This is a genomic window from Bradyrhizobium sp. USDA 4538, assembly GCF_024171045.1.
Lineage (GTDB): Bacteria > Pseudomonadota > Alphaproteobacteria > Rhizobiales > Xanthobacteraceae > Bradyrhizobium > Bradyrhizobium australafricanum.
The window spans coordinates 4,524,149-4,539,763 of sequence record NZ_JALJZE010000001.1 but is presented as its reverse complement, the minus strand read 5'-3'; the positions used below and the strand labels follow the sequence as shown (position 1 = coordinate 4,539,763).

The 15,615-nt window shown below is 64.3% G+C and carries 15 protein-coding genes; 3 read left to right on the top strand and 12 right to left on the bottom strand.

Annotation, left to right across the window (positions count from 1 at the left end; all coding sequences use genetic code 11):
- Positions 1 to 212 precede the first annotated feature (212 nt).
- Genes J2R78_RS20430 through J2R78_RS20420 form a run of 3 tightly spaced genes read right to left on the bottom strand, consistent with a single transcriptional unit; the run spans position 213 to position 3,263 of the window.
- Positions 213 to 1,211 carry an SGNH/GDSL hydrolase family protein gene (locus J2R78_RS20430; protein ID WP_253606428.1) on the bottom strand — a complete coding sequence of 333 codons (999 nt, stop codon included), beginning with the start codon at positions 1,209 to 1,211 and terminating at the stop codon, positions 213 to 215.
- Between the two features lie 13 nt (positions 1,212 to 1,224).
- Positions 1,225 to 2,007 (bottom strand): SGNH/GDSL hydrolase family protein, encoded by a 783-nt coding sequence (locus J2R78_RS20425; RefSeq protein ID WP_152977610.1) that lies wholly within the window; start codon positions 2,005 to 2,007, stop codon positions 1,225 to 1,227.
- Positions 2,004 to 3,263 carry an OpgC domain-containing protein gene (locus J2R78_RS20420; RefSeq protein WP_253606426.1) on the bottom strand — a complete coding sequence of 420 codons (1,260 nt, stop codon included), beginning with the start codon at positions 3,261 to 3,263 and terminating at the stop codon, positions 2,004 to 2,006. The genes J2R78_RS20425 and J2R78_RS20420 overlap by 4 nt, the downstream gene beginning before the upstream one ends.
- Before the next feature lie 273 nt (positions 3,264 to 3,536).
- On the opposite strand from J2R78_RS20420, the gene apaG reads away from it, so the two are divergent.
- Positions 3,537 to 3,935, top strand: coding sequence for a Co2+/Mg2+ efflux protein ApaG (gene apaG, locus J2R78_RS20415; RefSeq protein ID WP_028333747.1), 399 nt, complete (start codon positions 3,537 to 3,539; stop codon positions 3,933 to 3,935).
- A 111-nt stretch (positions 3,936 to 4,046) separates the two neighbouring features.
- On the opposite strand, the gene J2R78_RS20410 is transcribed toward apaG, so the two are convergent.
- From J2R78_RS20410 to J2R78_RS20400, 3 genes are all read right to left on the bottom strand, one after another.
- Positions 4,047 to 5,048, bottom strand: coding sequence for an Hsp33 family molecular chaperone (locus J2R78_RS20410; RefSeq protein ID WP_253606424.1), 1,002 nt, complete (start codon positions 5,046 to 5,048; stop codon positions 4,047 to 4,049).
- 210 nt (positions 5,049 to 5,258) lie between these two features.
- On the bottom strand, positions 5,259 to 6,185 hold the full coding sequence (gene argF, locus J2R78_RS20405; RefSeq protein WP_028342316.1) for an ornithine carbamoyltransferase: 927 nt from the start codon (positions 6,183 to 6,185) through the stop codon (positions 5,259 to 5,261).
- Positions 6,185 to 7,393 (bottom strand): aspartate aminotransferase family protein, encoded by a 1,209-nt coding sequence (locus J2R78_RS20400; protein ID WP_253606422.1) that lies wholly within the window; start codon positions 7,391 to 7,393, stop codon positions 6,185 to 6,187. Before J2R78_RS20400 ends, argF begins: the two co-directional genes overlap by 1 nt.
- A gap of 488 nt (positions 7,394 to 7,881) precedes the next feature.
- Here J2R78_RS20400 and J2R78_RS20395 point away from each other — a divergent pair, with 488 nt between their 5' ends.
- Together J2R78_RS20395 and J2R78_RS20390 are read left to right on the top strand one after the other, a co-directional pair.
- Complete coding sequence (locus tag J2R78_RS20395) at positions 7,882 to 8,394, top strand: GcrA family cell cycle regulator (protein WP_018269585.1); 513 nt, start codon at positions 7,882 to 7,884, stop codon at positions 8,392 to 8,394.
- Positions 8,395 to 8,667: 273 nt separating this feature from the next.
- The gene (locus J2R78_RS20390; protein ID WP_253604643.1) at positions 8,668 to 9,753 is read left to right on the top strand and encodes an IS4 family transposase; all 1,086 of its coding nucleotides are present in this window, start codon (positions 8,668 to 8,670) and stop codon (positions 9,751 to 9,753) included.
- 232 nt (positions 9,754 to 9,985) lie between these two features.
- Here the strand turns inward: J2R78_RS20390 and phoB are convergent, their stop codons facing one another.
- The 6 genes from phoB to pstS all read right to left on the bottom strand — a co-directional run bounded on the left by phoB (position 9,986) and on the right by pstS (position 15,559).
- A complete protein-coding gene (gene phoB / locus J2R78_RS20385; RefSeq protein ID WP_016844067.1) occupies positions 9,986 to 10,696 on the bottom strand; it encodes a phosphate regulon transcriptional regulator PhoB in 711 nt (236 codons plus the stop codon).
- A 145-nt stretch (positions 10,697 to 10,841) separates the two neighbouring features.
- Positions 10,842 to 11,558 (bottom strand): phosphate signaling complex protein PhoU, encoded by a 717-nt coding sequence (phoU, locus tag J2R78_RS20380; RefSeq protein ID WP_016844066.1) that lies wholly within the window; start codon positions 11,556 to 11,558, stop codon positions 10,842 to 10,844.
- 106 nt (positions 11,559 to 11,664) lie between these two features.
- The gene (pstB, locus tag J2R78_RS20375; protein WP_074131128.1) at positions 11,665 to 12,483 is read right to left on the bottom strand and encodes a phosphate ABC transporter ATP-binding protein PstB; all 819 of its coding nucleotides are present in this window, start codon (positions 12,481 to 12,483) and stop codon (positions 11,665 to 11,667) included.
- Positions 12,480 to 13,325, bottom strand: coding sequence for a phosphate ABC transporter permease PstA (pstA, locus tag J2R78_RS20370; protein WP_050386784.1), 846 nt, complete (start codon positions 13,323 to 13,325; stop codon positions 12,480 to 12,482). The genes pstB and pstA overlap by 4 nt, the downstream gene beginning before the upstream one ends.
- Before the next feature lie 4 nt (positions 13,326 to 13,329).
- Positions 13,330 to 14,319: a phosphate ABC transporter permease subunit PstC gene (pstC, locus tag J2R78_RS20365; protein WP_016844063.1), complete on the bottom strand. Its 990-nt coding sequence runs from the start codon at positions 14,317 to 14,319 to the stop codon at positions 13,330 to 13,332.
- Positions 14,320 to 14,548: 229 nt separating this feature from the next.
- Entirely contained in the window at positions 14,549 to 15,559 is a 1,011-nt protein-coding gene (gene pstS / locus J2R78_RS20360) for a phosphate ABC transporter substrate-binding protein PstS (RefSeq protein ID WP_253606421.1), read from the bottom strand.
- Between the last annotated feature and the right edge of the window lie 56 nt (positions 15,560 to 15,615).

Genomic DNA, 15,615 nt, shown 5'->3' with positions numbered 1-15,615 from the left:
CGAAGGATGCACGGCCACCAGCCGGGCCGTCGACCCTTCGAGGGCAGCTGAAGAAGCGGCCACCTCAGGGTGACGGTGATGGAAATGAGCGCACCGCCTCAACCGTCATTGCGAGGAGCGAAGCGACGAAGCAATCCATCCATCAGCGCAAGCGGACGAATGGATTGCTTCGCTTCGCTCGCAATGACGGTTGGAGCGGCCGGGCAGCCCGATCACATCGGCCGGTAGGTCCTGACATCGGCGGGGACGTTGACGCCGATCTTGATCGCACCGACCGAGCGGATGATGTCGTCGCCGAGCAGTTGGGCGAAGCAGGCGTAGCCCCAGTCGTTCATGTGCAGGCCGTCGGCGATGACGAAATCGGTGATCGGGATCGCCTGTTTCTCGTGCCAGTCGCGCATCACCTCGAAGCGCGGGAAGATGCCGACATGACGCAGGGCGGCGATGCGGCCGAGCAGCTTCACCATGCCGCGCGCGCTTTCGGGGCGCTCGGTGACGCGCGGCGAATATTGCGGATCGACCAGCACGACGTCGGCGCCGGACGCCTGAAGGCGCGCCACGCCGTCCTCGACCTGCTTGGCGGTCTCGGCGGGATCGAGGTTGCGCAGCACCGCGTTGGTGCCGACCTGCCAGATCACCATGTCGGGATGGACGTCGATCACCTCGGTTTGCAGCCGCGCCATCATCTCGGGCGCGTCCTCGCCGCCCTTGCCGCGATTGAGCACCGTGATGTCGGCGGACGGATACTGCCGGCGCAACTGTCCGGCGAGCCGGTTCGGATAGGTGAATTCCGGCGCCGACGAACCATAGCCCTGGGTCGAGGACGAGCCGAACGCGATGATGACGACCGGCTTGCCGGCGACGAGCTTGGCCGCGACATGCGGCAGCGAGCCGGTGCTGTTCGGCACACCCTTGGGCTGATGACAGGGCACGCGGTGGAAGATGTCGCTGGCGGATTTCGCGGCCTGCTTCACCCTGTCGAACGCCTTCGCGGCGACGCCGGGTTGCGGCGGATTGGTCGCGTCAGCCGTCGCAGCGGGCTGCGTCGCATCAGGCTTTGCAGCCTCGGTCTTGCCGTCGGACGAAAGCGCTGCATGCTGGTCGGTCTGCGCGCGCAATGGCGCGACCGCGAGCGGCGCGAGCAGTGCCAGCGCCGCAACGGCGCACAGACTCCGCCCTGCGGAAGCACAAAAAGGGAAGGCAAAACGCATTTACTCTGCTTCCTTAATTCTGCTGCACCGGGCCCAGATGGGCCGCATCGATCACGAATTTCGCCAGTGCGCGGCCGAGACAGGCATGAACCTTCTTGGCCAGATCGACACCATGCGAGGTGCTGAACAGGTCAAAATATCCGGCGTCGCTCCACTGCTTCATAATCGCGAACCGGTCGAACAGCGGAACGTCGTGCTGCTGCGCCACCACCTTCATGTTGTCGAGATAGGGCGGCGCAGAGATCATCGTCTCCGTACGCGGGCTGTATTGCAGATTGACCAGCACCACGTCGGTCCCGGCGTCCCGCAACGCAACAACGCCTTCGTTGATGGCGGTACGGAAATCGTCGGGATCGACCGCTCGCATAGCATCGACGGTTCCGGTCTGCCAGATAACCAAAGTAGGCTTTTTTGCTTCAACAAGCTTAACAAGAGTTCCCGCGGTCTCCTCGGCGGTGCTCTTTCCCTGTAATTCTACGGATAGATCGATCGTCGACGACGGCAACGCTTCCTTCAGCGCCGCCTGCAGCGTGGCCGGATAGGCGCTCGCCTCGTTGCCCTGGATGGTCGAGGAGCGGCTGCCGACCACCAGCACGTTGAGCGGCCGGTTGGACTTGATGGCGTCGGTGACCTTGGGCAGCGAGCTCTCGCTCGTAAGCAGATAGGCGGGCACGTCGCAGGGCGGCGGCGGGGGCGGCTCCGCGGTGTCGCCGGCGCGCGCTGGCGCCGCCGCCAAACCGGCCGTCAGGCAGGCTGCGAGCAGCGTCAGGCCCAGCATCGTCCGCGCGGACTTCATGCTCCCCCTCCCGCCAGATCGGCGTTGCCGGCGGCGCCTTTTTTCGAGGCGCCTTTGTCGGCGGAGTGTTTGTACCACGAAATGATCCACGCCATGCCGCACATGATGAGGATGCCGCAGACGCTGATCAAGGCGTGCAGTGCGGCACCGCCAGATACTTCGGCAAGCACGAAGTGACCGGCGAAGGCGAGGAAGACCCCGAGGCAGAATATCTCAAGCGAGTGCTGGCCACACAGGATCAAAGGTCGCAGCCAGGGCGATTTCAGGCCCGGCCAGTCCTTGGGCAGGAAGCGCACGGTGAGCGCGGCGAGCGCCAGGAAGTGCGCGAATCGCAACACGTCCAGGTCGGTCTTGTTGATCGGATACATCCATTGCTCGATCACCTTCGGCATGATGTGGCCGAGCTGCGGCACGTACCAGGTCAGGGTCACGAAGAACGCCGCGACCAGATAGACGATGCAGATCCACATCGTGATGTTCGACGACAGGATGCGCGACATCCGCCGCGCCCCGCCGAGCGCGCACCAGGCGCCGAACACGAACAGCAATTGCCAGGCGAACGGATTGAACGCCCAGAAGCCGTTCGGATAGGCCGAGAGATAAAGGTCGAACTGCCAGGTCACCGCGTAGAGCACGACCGAGAGGCCGAGGGTGACGTCGGGCTTCCATTTCATCAGCCACAGGATCAGCGGCAGGAACAGCATCAGCACGATATAGAGCGGCAGCACATCCATGTTGACGGGACGGAAGCGCAGCAGCAGCGCCTGGACGATGGTGACGTCGGGCTGCTTGAGGAAGTCCATGATCCCCATTTCCTCGCTGTAGAGCGGGTTCTCGAACGAGGTCGCGACATAGGAGATCTCGGCGAGGAAGATCGTGAACAGGAAGACGTGCGCGACATAGATCTGCCAGACCCGGCGCAGGATGCGCGCGGTCGCGATCACGAAGCCGCCCTCCAGCATGGCGCGGCCGTAGACGAAGGCCGCGGTGTAGCCGGAGATGAAGATGAAGATCTCGGTGGCGTCGGAGAAGCCGTAATTGCGGATCGTCAGCCAGGTCAGAAGATTGGTCGGCAGATGATCGATGAAGATCAGCCACAGCGCGAGCCCGCGGAACAGATCGAGGCGGAGCTCGCGCTCGCCGGTCGCCGGCAGCGTGATCGCGGGCGCAGCAACCTTCGCCTCGGCCTCTGCCTTTACTTCGGTCTTGGCGTCAGCCACCGGCGAACCGGCTATGGGATCGGCAATCGAGCTCATCAAACACCGTGTCGGCCGCGGACGCCCCGCACGCCGTGCTGAAAAGATAATATCGGTCCGCGAGTTGCCGACAAAGCACGGAGTGCGGCGGCATGCGGCCGCGCTTTAGAGCGGAACTATGTTGAAACCGCGATGAACGAGCCGCCCTTGGACCGCCTTTTCGCGGCCTGGCAGGCGATTGGTTCCGGCGGTTCAATTGGCTATGATAGCGCCCTGTTTGAGCATGATCCGGTCGAAAACGGACCATGCGCCAGGACCATCGGATTGAGCCGCATGTACCGCGCCGTTACCCGCCAGATCGAAGTCACCGTCGAGCCGAACTTCATGCCGGAGCGCTCGTCGGTCGACCGGCGCGAATATTTCTGGTCGTACAAGATCGTGATCGTCAATTCGGGCCCGGAAACGGTGCAGCTGCGGACGCGGCACTGGATCATCACCGACGCCACCGGCCGCCGCCAGGAGGTGCGCGGCGAGGGCGTGGTCGGCGAGCAGCCGGTGCTCGCGCCCGGCGAACGCTTCGAATACACGAGCGGCGTGCCGCTGCCGACCGCCTCCGGATTCATGACCGGCAGCTATCAGATGGTCACCGAAGCCGGCGAGCGCTTCGACATCGACGTGCCGACATTCTCGCTGGACAGCCCGAGCCCGGGCGGGAAAAGGGTGCTGAACTGACGCGCAGCAATGCACGTCATCGCCGGGCTTGACCCGGCGATCCATCGCTTCAAAAACGCTTTTGCCATGATGGATGGCCGGGTCGAGCCCGGCCATGACGAAGGTCACCTGTTACTCCACGCCGGCTTCCTGCGGCGTGAATTCATACACCGACGAGCAGAACTCGCAGGTCACGACGACCTTGCCGTCCTTGACCATCTCGGCGCGGTCGTTCGGCGCAAAGCTCTTCAGCATCGACGACACCGCGTCGCGCGAGCAGGAGCATTGCGCGCGCAGCGTTTGCGGGTTGAAGACGCGCACGCCGCGTTCGTGGAACAGGCGATAGAGCAGCCGCTCGCCGGACAGATCGGGATCGATCAGCTCGACGTCCTCGACGGTCGAGATCAGCGACTGGCCCTCGACCCAGGCGTCATCGTCCGGCACGCTATGCGTGGCCGTGCCTTCCGGCGCATCGCCGGGATGCAGATCGGCCTGCTTGGCGCGCTCGGGCGCCTTGGGCAGGAATTGCAGCAGGATGCCGCCGGCGCGCCAGCGCAGCTTGCCGCCTTCGCCGCCGCGCATCTCCTCGCCGACCGCAAGCCGCACCCGCGTCGGGATCTGCTCCGAGCGCAGGAAATATTCGTGGGCCGCCTCTTCCAGGCCGCCGCCGTCGAGCGCGACCAGTCCCTGGTAGCGGCTGGTGTTAGAGCCCTGATCGATGGTCATCGCAAGGTGGCCCTTGCCGAGCAGCTCGCCCGAACTCTGGCCATTCTTGAGGCGCGATGCGTCGTAGCGCGCATAGGCGCGCAGCCGGTCGGGCGCCTGGAAATCGACGATCAGGAGCGAGACCGGACCTTCGGTCCGGGTCTGCAGGATGAAGCGGCCCTCGAACTTGACCGACGAGCCGAGCAGCGTGGTGAGCACGATCGCCTCGCCGAGCAGCTTGCCGACCGCGGGCGGATAATCGTGCTTGTGCAGGATCTCGTCGAGCGCGGGGCCGAGCCGGGTCAGCCGGCCGCGCAGGTCCAGCGCGCCGACCTCGAAGGCCAGCACGGCATCGTCGACCGGAACCGCTGATGGCGCGCGAACCGGCGCCTCGGGCGTGATTTTGATGTCGGGGGATTGTGAAACCATGGCGCTCTATCTGGGGTCTCGGACCATGAAATAAAGGGGTTCACTAACGCGGATATCTCCGTCGTCCCTGCGAAAGCAGGGACCCATAACCACCGATGTGAGCTGCTGCATCAAGCTGGTGCCCCAGCCTTCGCAACAATTGACAGCGGTGGTTATGGGTCCCGGGTCGCGCTTCGCTTGCCCGGGACGACAACGCTTACTGATCTACGACTACGCGACCGCGTCGAAACACCAGGCCAGAATGCCCTTCTGCGCATGCAGGCGGTTTTCCGCCTCGTCGAACACCACGGATTGCGGCCCGTCGATCACCTCGTCGGTGACCTCCTCGCCGCGATGCGCGGGCAGGCAGTGCATGAACAGTGCGTCCGGCTTGGCGAGCGACATCAGCTTGGCATTGACCTGATAGGGCCGCAGCACGTTGTGGCGGTGCTCGCCCTCCTTGTCGCCCATCGACACCCAGGTGTCGGTGACGACGCAGTCGGCGCCGCGCACGGCGGCTTCCGGATCGGTGCCGAGCATGATCGGCGCGCCGGTCGCCTTGATCCAGTCGCGCATCGGCTTTTTCGGCGAGAGCTCCGGCGGGGTCGCGACATTGAGCTGGAACTTGAATCGCTCTGCGGCATGCGCCCAGGAGGCCAGCACGTTGTTGTCGTCGCCGGTCCAGGCCACGGTCTTGCCCTCGATCGAGCCGCGGTTTTCCTCATAGGTCATGAGGTCGGCCATCACCTGGCAGGGATGCGAACGCCGGGTCAGGCCGTTGATGACGGGAACGGTAGCGTGCGCCGCGAGCTCGAGCAGCGCGTCATGGTTGAGGATGCGGATCATGATCGCATCGACATAGCGCGACAGCACGCGCGCGGTGTCGGCGATGGTCTCGCCGCGGCCGAGCTGCATCTCGGCGCCGGTCAGCATGATGGATTCACCGCCGAGCTGGCGCATGCCGACGTCGAACGACACCCTTGTGCGGGTCGACGGGCGCTCGAAGATCATCGCCAGCGTCTTGCCTTCGAGCGGCTTCCTGCCCTTCTCATGCGCCTTCAGCTTCGCCTTCATGGCGGCTCCGGCGGACAGCATGTTGCGCAGCTCGCCGAGCGGCAGCTCGTTGATATCGAGGAAGTGACGGACCGGCTTGCTCATTATCCAGCCGCCTTCTTCGGCTGCGCCGCCGACAGCACAGAGCAGGCGCGCTCGAGCGCGATGATCGACTGGTCGATCTCGGGCTCGGTCACGATCAGCGGCGCCAGGAACCGCACCACATTGTCGCCGGCGCCGACAGTGAGCAGCTTCTCGTTGCGCAGCGCTGCGATCAGGTCGCCCGACGGCACCACCGCCTTGACGCCGATCAACAGGCCCTCGCCGCGCACCTCCGACAGCACGCCGGGATAGCGGTCGACGACGGAAGCGAGCTTCTGCTTGAGCAGCAGCGACATCTTCTGCACATGCTCGAAGAAGCCAGGTTTCAGCATGACGTCGAGCACGGCATTGGCGGCGGCGACCGCGAGCGGATTGCCGCCGAAGGTCGAGCCGTGCGAGCCGGGCGCCATGCCGGCCGCAGCCTGCGCGGTCGCCAGCACCGCGCCGATCGGAAAACCGCCGCCGAGCGCCTTGGCCAGCGACATCACGTCCGGCGTGACGCCGGTGCGCTTGTAGGCGAACAGCTCGCCGGTGCGGCCCATGCCGGTCTGCACCTCGTCGAAGGCGAGCAGCAGGCCGTGCTCGTCACACAGCGCGCGCAGTGCCTTGAAGAACGCCTGCGGCGCCGAGCGCACGCCGCCCTCGCCCTGCACCGGCTCGATCAGGATGCCGGCGGTGTGCGGGCCGATCGCCTTCTTCACCGCCTCGATGTCGCCATGCGGCACCTGGTCGAAGCCGTCCATCGGCGGGCCGAAGCCTTCGAGATATTTCGCCGAGCCTGTCGCCGCCAGCGTGCCCAGCGTGCGGCCGTGGAAGGCGCCCTCGAAGGTGATGATGCGGTAGCGCTCGCCATGGCCCTTGGAGAAGTGATAGTGGCGGACCAGCTTGATCACGCCCTCCATCGCTTCGGCGCCGGAATTGCAGAAGAACACGAAGTCGGCAAAGCTCTGCTCGCACAGCCGTGCGGCAAGCACCTCGCCGTCCGGGCTCTTGAACAGGTTCGACATGTGCCAGAGCTTGGTCGCCTGTTCCTGCAGCGCCTTGACCAGATGCGGATGCGCGTGCCCGAGCGCGTTGACCGCGACGCCCGAGGTGAAATCGAGATAGCGGTCGCCGTTGGTTGCGATCAGCCAGGCGCCCTCGCCGCGCTCGAAGCCGAGATCGACCCTGGCGAAGACGGGGAGCAGATGCGACGTGGCAGCGTTGGTCATGGCGATCACTGACGGTTTTTAAGCCGACAATTGCCGCTGCGCCTTGACGCCAGCGCAGCAACGGCCAGCTTCGGAAAACAAAACGGCCGCCTTTGCGGGCGGCACGTGGCGGGCATTCTATGCTGCGGTCGGTAAGTGTCAATCGCCACGAAGTGGCCTTCCTGCAATGCGAAACGAGCGCAATCTGGAGCATTCCGGTGCGGTGGAAAAGCCTCATGGCAATGCTTAACTGTGTGGGAACATGTGGACGCACGGCCGCGGACTCTTGCGCCAGAGTCACGCCATATTGTAGCGTTTGGCCTGTCGGGTACGACATCTCGTGCGGCGGTACTGGACCCTCTAAGTAGCCTTTGTGTCTCGCGTAAACGTTCGGGCGCAACACCGTGCCCGGCGAGGGCTAAGGGATTCTGGCCGCAGGGATATTTGTCCAGATTGGCTCGCAGCGCCGCTCCAATGATTGGCCGGCGCTACGCGAAGGGAAGAATGCGATGACTGTATTGACCTGGTCCGACGATCGCGTCGAGCAGCTGAAGAAACTCTGGGAGTCCGGCCTGTCGGCCAGCCAGATCGCGGCGGAACTTGGCAATGTGACGCGAAACGCCGTGATCGGCAAAGTGCATCGGCTCGGCCTCTCCGGCCGCGCCAAGGCACCCTCCACGGCCGCGCCGCGGCAGCGCAAGGCTCGCCCGGCCCAGCACATGATGCGGGTGGCGCGTCCGGTCTCTCGCGGCAACACCGCGCTGGCGCACGCCTTCGAGGTCGAGATGGAGCCCGATCCGATCTCCTACGACAATGTGGTGCCGATGAGCCAGCGGCTCTCGCTGCTGGAGCTCAACGAGGCCACCTGTCATTGGCCGGTCGGCGATCCCTCGAGCCCGGAATTCTTCTTCTGCGGCGGCAAGGCGCTCGCCGGCCTGCCCTATTGCGCGCATCACTCGCGCGTCGCCTACCAGCCCGCCGCCGATCGCCGCCGGCCGTCGGCGAAACCGCAGATCAAGTGAGCACTCGGGAAAACGACGGAAGACCTCAAAAACAAATCCCCGCGAAAGCGGGGATTTTTTTGTGTGATGCGTAGCCCATTACATCACCGGCGTCGTCCCGGCGAAAGCCGGGACCCATAACCACTAATGCGTGTTGTTAGAAAGCCGTCTGGCCGCGTGCCGATTGCACTGGCCGCGGCGTATGGGTCCTGGCTTTCGCCCATAGGCGCTAAAATAGGATTTGCGCCTTGGATTCGCTTGTGATTCCAAGATGGAATGGCACACGAATCGCTTGTGAACAAAGATTGGGCGCGCGTTGTCGCCCGACTTGGCGGAGCCGAGGCTCTGAACATTAGCGCGCGCAAGACGAAGGCGTTTGTCCGTCCGCGGGAGATCAGCAATGCGGTCGACTTGCTGCGCCTGATCTTGGCTTATTGCCTTGGTGAGAAAGGGCTGCGGTTGACGGCGGCATGGGCCACGTCGGTTGGGCTTGTCGATATCTCCAACGTGGCTCTGTTGTATCGCTTACGTCAGTGCGGAGATTGGCTGGCAATCTTGGTCGAGCAGGCGCTTGCCGCCGCGGCGCCGAAGGCGAGCCGCGGTCGTCTGATCCGTATTGTTGACGCCACGACGGTCCCCAAGGCTGGGACGAGCGGCAGGAACAAGAACGCAGTGTGGCGTATCCATAGCGCGTTCGATCTTCCGCAGGAGCGCTTTGGTCACTTCGAACTGACCGATCAGCGAGCGGGCGAGACGCTGGATCGGATACCGGCGGTTGCCGGTGAGATCCGTCTTGCCGATCGCGCCTATCTGCAACCGGAGCGCATGGCGCATCTCGTCGATGCCGATGCGGACTTCGTGATCCGGGCCGGCTGGAAGAGCGCGCGCTGGCTCGATGCCGAAGGTAATCTTGTTGACCTCACTGCCGAACTGCGCAACGCCTCGGCGCGTGGCCTGATCGATCGGCCGATTTGGATAAAGCGCAAGTCAGGTGCGCCGCCGCTCGCAGTGCGTCTGGTTGCCGCGAAGAAGCCGGCGCAAGCTGCTGCGGCTGCGCGACGCAAGGCGCGCCGGACTGCACAAAAGGGAGGTCATCAGCTCTCCAGGCAAACACTTGACGCCGCAGATTGGGTGATCCTGGTGACCTCACTCAGGCCAGAGGACTTCACGACTGCAGATATCCTCGCCCTCTATCGGCTGCGATGGCGCATTGAGCTCGGCTTCAAGCGGCTGAAAAGCCTGATTGGCCTGAAGGGACCTCCCGGAACCGACGAGCGGTCCGCCAGACCCCATATCCTCGCTCATCTGCTGATCATTCTATTGCTCGAGCCGCTCGTCGACGAACTCGAAGACTCTCCCCGCTTGGCCGACGCCGCCTGACCCACCCAGTGACGTGGCGTCTGCTGCGCCAGCTCGTAGCTTCGCTACGGCAAGCGATCATTCCACAGCCCGCAATCGCTCTACTCTGCAGAGCCAGTCACGCTCTCCGGCGACATCTACGCGAGCCACCCAGACATAAGCGCCACTATCAGACTATGATCAAACTATCTTAGCGCCTATGGGCTTGCGCCGGGACGACGCCGTGTTGCGGTTTATGAATGCCGCATGGCCGTTACGGCTGTGGCTCGGCCTTGGCAAAGCGGTCGTCGAGCGCGTAGCCGGCGCCGCGCACGGTGCGGATCGGATCCTGCTCGCGGCCCGGATTGAGCAGCTTGCGCAGGCGGCCGATATGCACGTCGACGGTGCGCTCATCGATGTAGATGTCGCGGCCCCAGACGCTGTCGAGCAGTTGCTCGCGGCTGAACACGCGGCCGGGATGCTCGAGGAAGAATTCGAGCAGGCGATACTCGGTCGGCCCGAGATCGATCGGACGGCCCGAGCGCGCCACGCGGCGCTTCTCGCGGTCGAGCTCGATGTCGCCATAGGTCAGCACGGTCGCAAGCCGCTCCGGGCTGGCGCGGCGCAAGAGGCCCTTCACCCGCGCCAGCAGCTCCGGCACCGAGAACGGCTTGACGATGTAATCGTCCGCGCCGGTGGCAAGCCCGCGCACGCGCTCGCTTTCCTCGCCGCGCGCGGTCAGCATGATGATCGGAAGCTGCTTGGTCTCGGGCCGCGCCCGCAGGCGGCGGCACAGTTCGATGCCGGACAGGCCCGGCAGCATCCAGTCCAGCACCACGAGGTCGGGAACGCGCTCCTTCAGCCGTGTATCCGCATCGTCGCCGCGCCCCACCGTCTCGACATCGTAGCCTTCCGCATCGAGATTGTAGCGCAACAGCGTCGTCAGCGCTTCCTCGTCTTCGACTACCAGAATGCGTGCGCTCATCGGTCTAAGTTCTTTCTCTGTGGTGATCCGTTGCCCAGACGCAAACCGAAACGCTTACTTCCTTGAGCATAGTCCCCGCGGAAACGATTTGTCGCGAGGATCATCCAGTTTCGCTCTTGCCGGTTCCGTGCTTGCCGATCATGCCTCAGTTGCCCGGCACCGTGGTGGCAAAAGTGGTCATGTCCCCCTTCGGGCGCTTGTCGGTGATCTGCTGGCCCTCGATCATGTAGAACACGGTCTCGGCGATATTGGTGGCGTGATCGCCGATCCGCTCGATGTTCTTGGCGCAGAACATCAGATGGATGCAGAACGAGATGTTGCGCGGATCTTCCATCATGTAGGTGAGCAGTTCGCGGAACAGCGAGGTGCAGATCGCATCGACCTCCTCGTCGCCCTTCCAGACGTTCATCGCCGCCGGCAGGTCGTGCGCGGCATAGGCGTCGAGCACCGACTTGACCTGCGACAGCACGAGGTCGGTCATGTGCTCGAGGCCGCGGATCAGCTTCAGCGGCTGGAAATCGCTCTCCAGCGCCGCGACGCGCTTGCCCATGTTCTTGGCGAGGTCGCCGATCCGCTCGAGATCGGTGGCGACGCGCATCGCGCTGACGATCTCACGCAGGTCGATCGCCATCGGCTGGCGGCGCGCGATCGTCAGCACCGCGCGCTCTTCGATGTTGCGCTGCAGATTGTCGATCTCGATGTCGGCGGCGACCACGCGCTTGCCGAGCGCGACGTCGCGACGGATCAGCGCGTCGACCGACTCGGTAATCATTCGTTCGACCAGGCCGCCCATCTCGGCGACCAGGCGGGTCAACTCCTGCAGGTCGCTGTCGAATGCCTTGGCGGTATGTTCAGAAGCCATCGCTTGTCTCCCTCAACCATGATCCCGGGGATCATGGCTTCGTGTCCTGAATTTTAGCATGACCTGATCGGAAAACCGGTTTCCACTTTTCCGGATCATGCGCCGGTCAACCGAACCGGCCGGTGATGTAGTCCTGGGTGCGCCGATCGCTCGGTGAGGTGAAGATCTTGTTGGTGTCGTCGAACTCGATCAGCTCGCCGAGATACATGAAGGCGGTCTTGTCGGAGACGCGCGCCGCCTGCTGCATGTTGTGGGTGACGATCGCGATCGTGTAGTCCTCGGAGAGCTCCTGGATCAGTTCCTCGACCTTGGCGGTCGAGATCGGGTCGAGCGCCGAGCACGGCTCGTCGAACAGGATCACCTCGGGGCGCACCGCCACGGTGCGCGCGATGCACAGGCGCTGCTGCTGGCCGCCGGAGAGCGACAGGCCGGAGGCGTTCAGCTTGTCCTTGACCTCGTTCCACAGCGCGCCGCCGCGCAGCGCCTTCTCGACCCGGTCGTCCATCTCGGACTTCGAGATCTTCTCGTAGAGGCGGATGCCGAAGGCGATGTTCTCGTAGATCGTCATCGGGAACGGCGTCGGCTTCTGGAACACCATGCCGACCCGCGCGCGCAGCAAGTTGAGGTCGAGCTTGGGGTCGAGAATGTTGGTCTGGTCCAGCATCAGCTGGCCGACCGCGCGCTGGCCCGGATACAGGTCGTACATCCGGTTGAAGATGCGCAGCAGGGTCGACTTGCCGCAGCCGGACGGGCCGATGAACGCCGTGACGCGGTTGGTGCCGAGCGTCAGGTTGATGTTCTTCAGCGCGTGGTGCTCGCCGTAATAGAAGTTGAGGTTGCGCACCGTGACTTTCGGCGGCGCTTCCGGCAGCGGAACCTGGGGAATGTGGCCTGCGGCAGTCGTGGAGACGGAAAGCTCGGTCATTTTGCGGCCCTTTCGGCACCAAGGATACGCGCGCCGATATTCAACGCGAGCACGGTGAATGTGATGAGCAGCGCGCCGCTCCACGCCAGCTCTTTCCAGTAGGCGTAGGGGCTCTGCACGAAGTTGTTGATGGTCACTGGCAGGTTGGCCATCGTCTTGGTCAGATCCAGGCTGAAGAACTGGTTCGACAGCGCGGTGAACAGCAGCGGCGCGGTCTCGCCGGCGACGCGGGCGGTCGCCAGCAGCACACCGGTGATCAGACCCGATCGCGCGGCACGATAAGCGATCCGCTTGATCACCAGCGAACGCGGCAGGCCGAGCGCGGAGGCGGCCTCGCGCAGCGGATTGGGCACCAAGAGCAGCATGTCCTCGGTGGTACGCAGCACGACCGGGATCACGATCACCGCGAGCGCAAGACTGCCTGCGATCGCTGAGAAGCCGCGCATCGGCACCACCACCGCACCATAGATGAACAGGCCGATGATGATCGAGGGCGCGCTGAGCAGGATGTCGTTGATGAAGCGGATCACCGAGGTCAGCTTGTCGTGCTTGCCGTATTCGGCGAGGTAGGTGCCGGCGAACAGGCCAAGCGGCGCGCCGATGCCGACGCCGATCACGGTCATGATGACCGAGCCGACGATGGCGTTGAGCAGGCCGCCTTCGGTCGAGCCGGGCGGCGGCGTGTTCTGGGTGAACAGCTGCACGCTGAGGCCGGCAAGGCCGTTATAGAGCAGCGTGATCAGGATCAGCGCCAGCCAGGTGACGCCGAACAGCGCCGCACCGACACAGAGTGCGCGGATGACGATGTCGCTGCGGCGGCGGGATTTGTAGATCGGGTTCATGGCGTTACTTCCCCGCCTTCTTTTCAAGCCGCATCAGCATCAGCCGCGCGCCGGCGAGCACGAAGAAGGTCAGCACGAACAGCAGCAGGCCGAGCAGGATCAGGCCGGACTGGTGCAGGCCGTCGCTCTCGGCGAATTCGCTGGCGATCGCCGCCGAGATCGTGGTGCCCGGCGCGAAGATCGACGACGAGATCCGGAACGAGTTGCCGATGATGAAGGTCACCGCCATGGTCTCGCCGAGGGCGCGGCCGAGCGCCAGCATGATGCCGCCGATCACGCCGACGCGGGTGTAGGGGATCACGACGCTGCGAACGACTTCCCAGGTGGTGCAGCCCATGCCGTAGGCGGCCTCTTTCAGCACCGGCGGCACGGTCTTGAACACGTCGACCGAGATCGCGGTGATGAAGGGCAGCACCATGATCGCAAGGATCAGCGCGGCGTTGAACAGGCTGAGATAGGACGGCGGGCCTGCGAACACCGCGCCCAGCACCGGGACGCCCTCGAAGATCCGGATCATGAAGGGCTGGAACGTGTTGGCCAGGAACGGGCCGAGCACGAAGAAGCCCCACATGCCGTAGATGATCGAGGGGATGCCGGCGAGCAGCTCGATCGCGATGCCGATCGGGCGGCGCAGCACTTGCGGGCAGAGCTCGGTGAGGAACACGGCGATGCCGATGCCGACCGGAATGGCGATCAGCATCGCGATGACCGAGGTAATCAGCGTGCCGTAGATCGGGCCGAGCGCGCCGAGCACCGGCGGATCGGCCGAGGGCGCCCAGCGCTGCGTCCACAGGAAGGCGAAGCCGTATTCCTTCATCGCCGGCCAGGCGCCGACGATCAGCGACAGGATGATGCCGCCGAGGATCAACAGAACCGAGATCGCCGAGATACGGGTGATCCAATAGAAGGTGAGGTCACCAAGCTTGAAGGCGCTGAGGGCCTTGGCGCGATCGTAAGGTCCCGCGGCTTCCATCACATCGCTCTGAACAGCCATGTCTGCCACGCCAATCCCCTCTTTAGTATGCAAAAGCCACGCAAACCGCTACGCCCCGAAGCGATCTTCACTGACGCATTTGGCCGGGCGTCGTCGTTCCAGCCACGCCCCTTGAGGCGCGAACCCCGGCCTCGATCCCGCGCTTGTCGCCGCGGTGATGGAGGCCGGGTCTTGGTCGCTCAACCTGTGCCGCGATCCTGTCGGCACAGGCCCTGTCGCAGCGTCGGACTTAGCTCTTGATGTCCGACGACCAGGTCTTCTCGATCAGCTTGACGACCGAGTCCGGCATCGGAATGTAGTCGAGCTCTTCGGCCGCCTTGTCGCCCTTCTCGAAGGCGTACTTGAAGAACTTGAGCGCTTCCTGCGAGGCCGCCTTGTCGGTCGAGTCCTTGTGCATCAGGATGAAGGTCGCCGCGGTGATCGGCCAGGAGGCTTCGCCCGGCTGGTCGGTCAGGATCACGTAGTAGCCGGGAGCCTTGGCCCAGTCGGCATTCGAGGCGGCAGCCTGGAAGGCAGCCATGGTCGGCTGCACGGTCTTGCCGGCCTTGTTGACCAGCCCGGTGTAGGTCAGCTTGTTCTGCTTGGCGTAGGCATACTCGACATAGCCGATCGCGTTCTTGGTCTGGCTGATGTTGCCGGCAACGCCTTCGTTGCCCTTGGCGCCGACGCCGACCGGCCACTCGACCGCGGTGCCGGAACCGACCTTGGACTTCCAGTCGGCGTTCGACTTGGAGAGATAGTCGGTGAAGTTGAAGGTGGTGCCCGAACCGTCCGAACGGCGCACGACGGTGATGGCATCGCCCGGCAGGGGCAGCTTCGGATTGAGCTTGGCGATCGCCGCGTCATTCCACTTGGTGATCTTGCCGAGATAGATGTCGCCGAGCACTTCGCCCGACAGGATCAGGTCGCCCGGCTTGATGCCTTCGAGGTTCACGACCGGGACGATCGCGCCCATCACCATCGGCCACTGGACGAGGCCGTCCTTCTCGAGCTGCTCGTGCTTGAGCGGCGCGTCGGTGGCGCCGAAGGTCACGGTCTTGGCCTGGATCTGCTTGATGCCGGCGCCGGAGCCGATCGACTGGTAGTTCAGACCGTTGCCGGTCTCCTTCTTGTAGGCGTCAGCCCACTTCGAATAGATCGGAAACGGAAACGTCGCGCCCGCGCCGGTAATATCGGCAGCGAAGGCCGACGTCGAAGCGGCGATCATGCCGGCTGCGACGATTGCTTTGATGAAATTCATGGGTGGTCTCCATCCTGTGAGCGAAGCGCCGAATGCGCCCGATCGCGCTCACGCCG

Coding starts and splice junctions, on each gene's coding strand:
- J2R78_RS20430 (WP_253606428.1), bottom strand. CDS start 1,211: ATGCGTTTTGCCTTCCCTTTTTGTGCTTCCGCAGGGCGGAGTCTGTGC.
- J2R78_RS20425 (WP_152977610.1), bottom strand. CDS start 2,007: ATGAAGTCCGCGCGGACGATGCTGGGCCTGACGCTGCTCGCAGCCTGC.
- J2R78_RS20420 (WP_253606426.1), bottom strand. CDS start 3,263: ATGAGCTCGATTGCCGATCCCATAGCCGGTTCGCCGGTGGCTGACGCC.
- apaG (WP_028333747.1), top strand. CDS start 3,537: ATGTACCGCGCCGTTACCCGCCAGATCGAAGTCACCGTCGAGCCGAAC.
- J2R78_RS20410 (WP_253606424.1), bottom strand. CDS start 5,048: ATGGTTTCACAATCCCCCGACATCAAAATCACGCCCGAGGCGCCGGTT.
- argF (WP_028342316.1), bottom strand. CDS start 6,185: ATGAGCAAGCCGGTCCGTCACTTCCTCGATATCAACGAGCTGCCGCTC.
- J2R78_RS20400 (WP_253606422.1), bottom strand. CDS start 7,393: ATGACCAACGCTGCCACGTCGCATCTGCTCCCCGTCTTCGCCAGGGTC.
- J2R78_RS20395 (WP_018269585.1), top strand. CDS start 7,882: ATGACTGTATTGACCTGGTCCGACGATCGCGTCGAGCAGCTGAAGAAA.
- phoB (WP_016844067.1), bottom strand. CDS start 10,696: ATGAGCGCACGCATTCTGGTAGTCGAAGACGAGGAAGCGCTGACGACG.
- phoU (WP_016844066.1), bottom strand. CDS start 11,558: ATGGCTTCTGAACATACCGCCAAGGCATTCGACAGCGACCTGCAGGAG.
- pstB (WP_074131128.1), bottom strand. CDS start 12,483: ATGACCGAGCTTTCCGTCTCCACGACTGCCGCAGGCCACATTCCCCAG.
- pstA (WP_050386784.1), bottom strand. CDS start 13,325: ATGAACCCGATCTACAAATCCCGCCGCCGCAGCGACATCGTCATCCGC.
- pstC (WP_016844063.1), bottom strand. CDS start 14,319: ATGGCTGTTCAGAGCGATGTGATGGAAGCCGCGGGACCTTACGATCGC.
- pstS (WP_253606421.1), bottom strand. CDS start 15,559: ATGAATTTCATCAAAGCAATCGTCGCAGCCGGCATGATCGCCGCTTCG.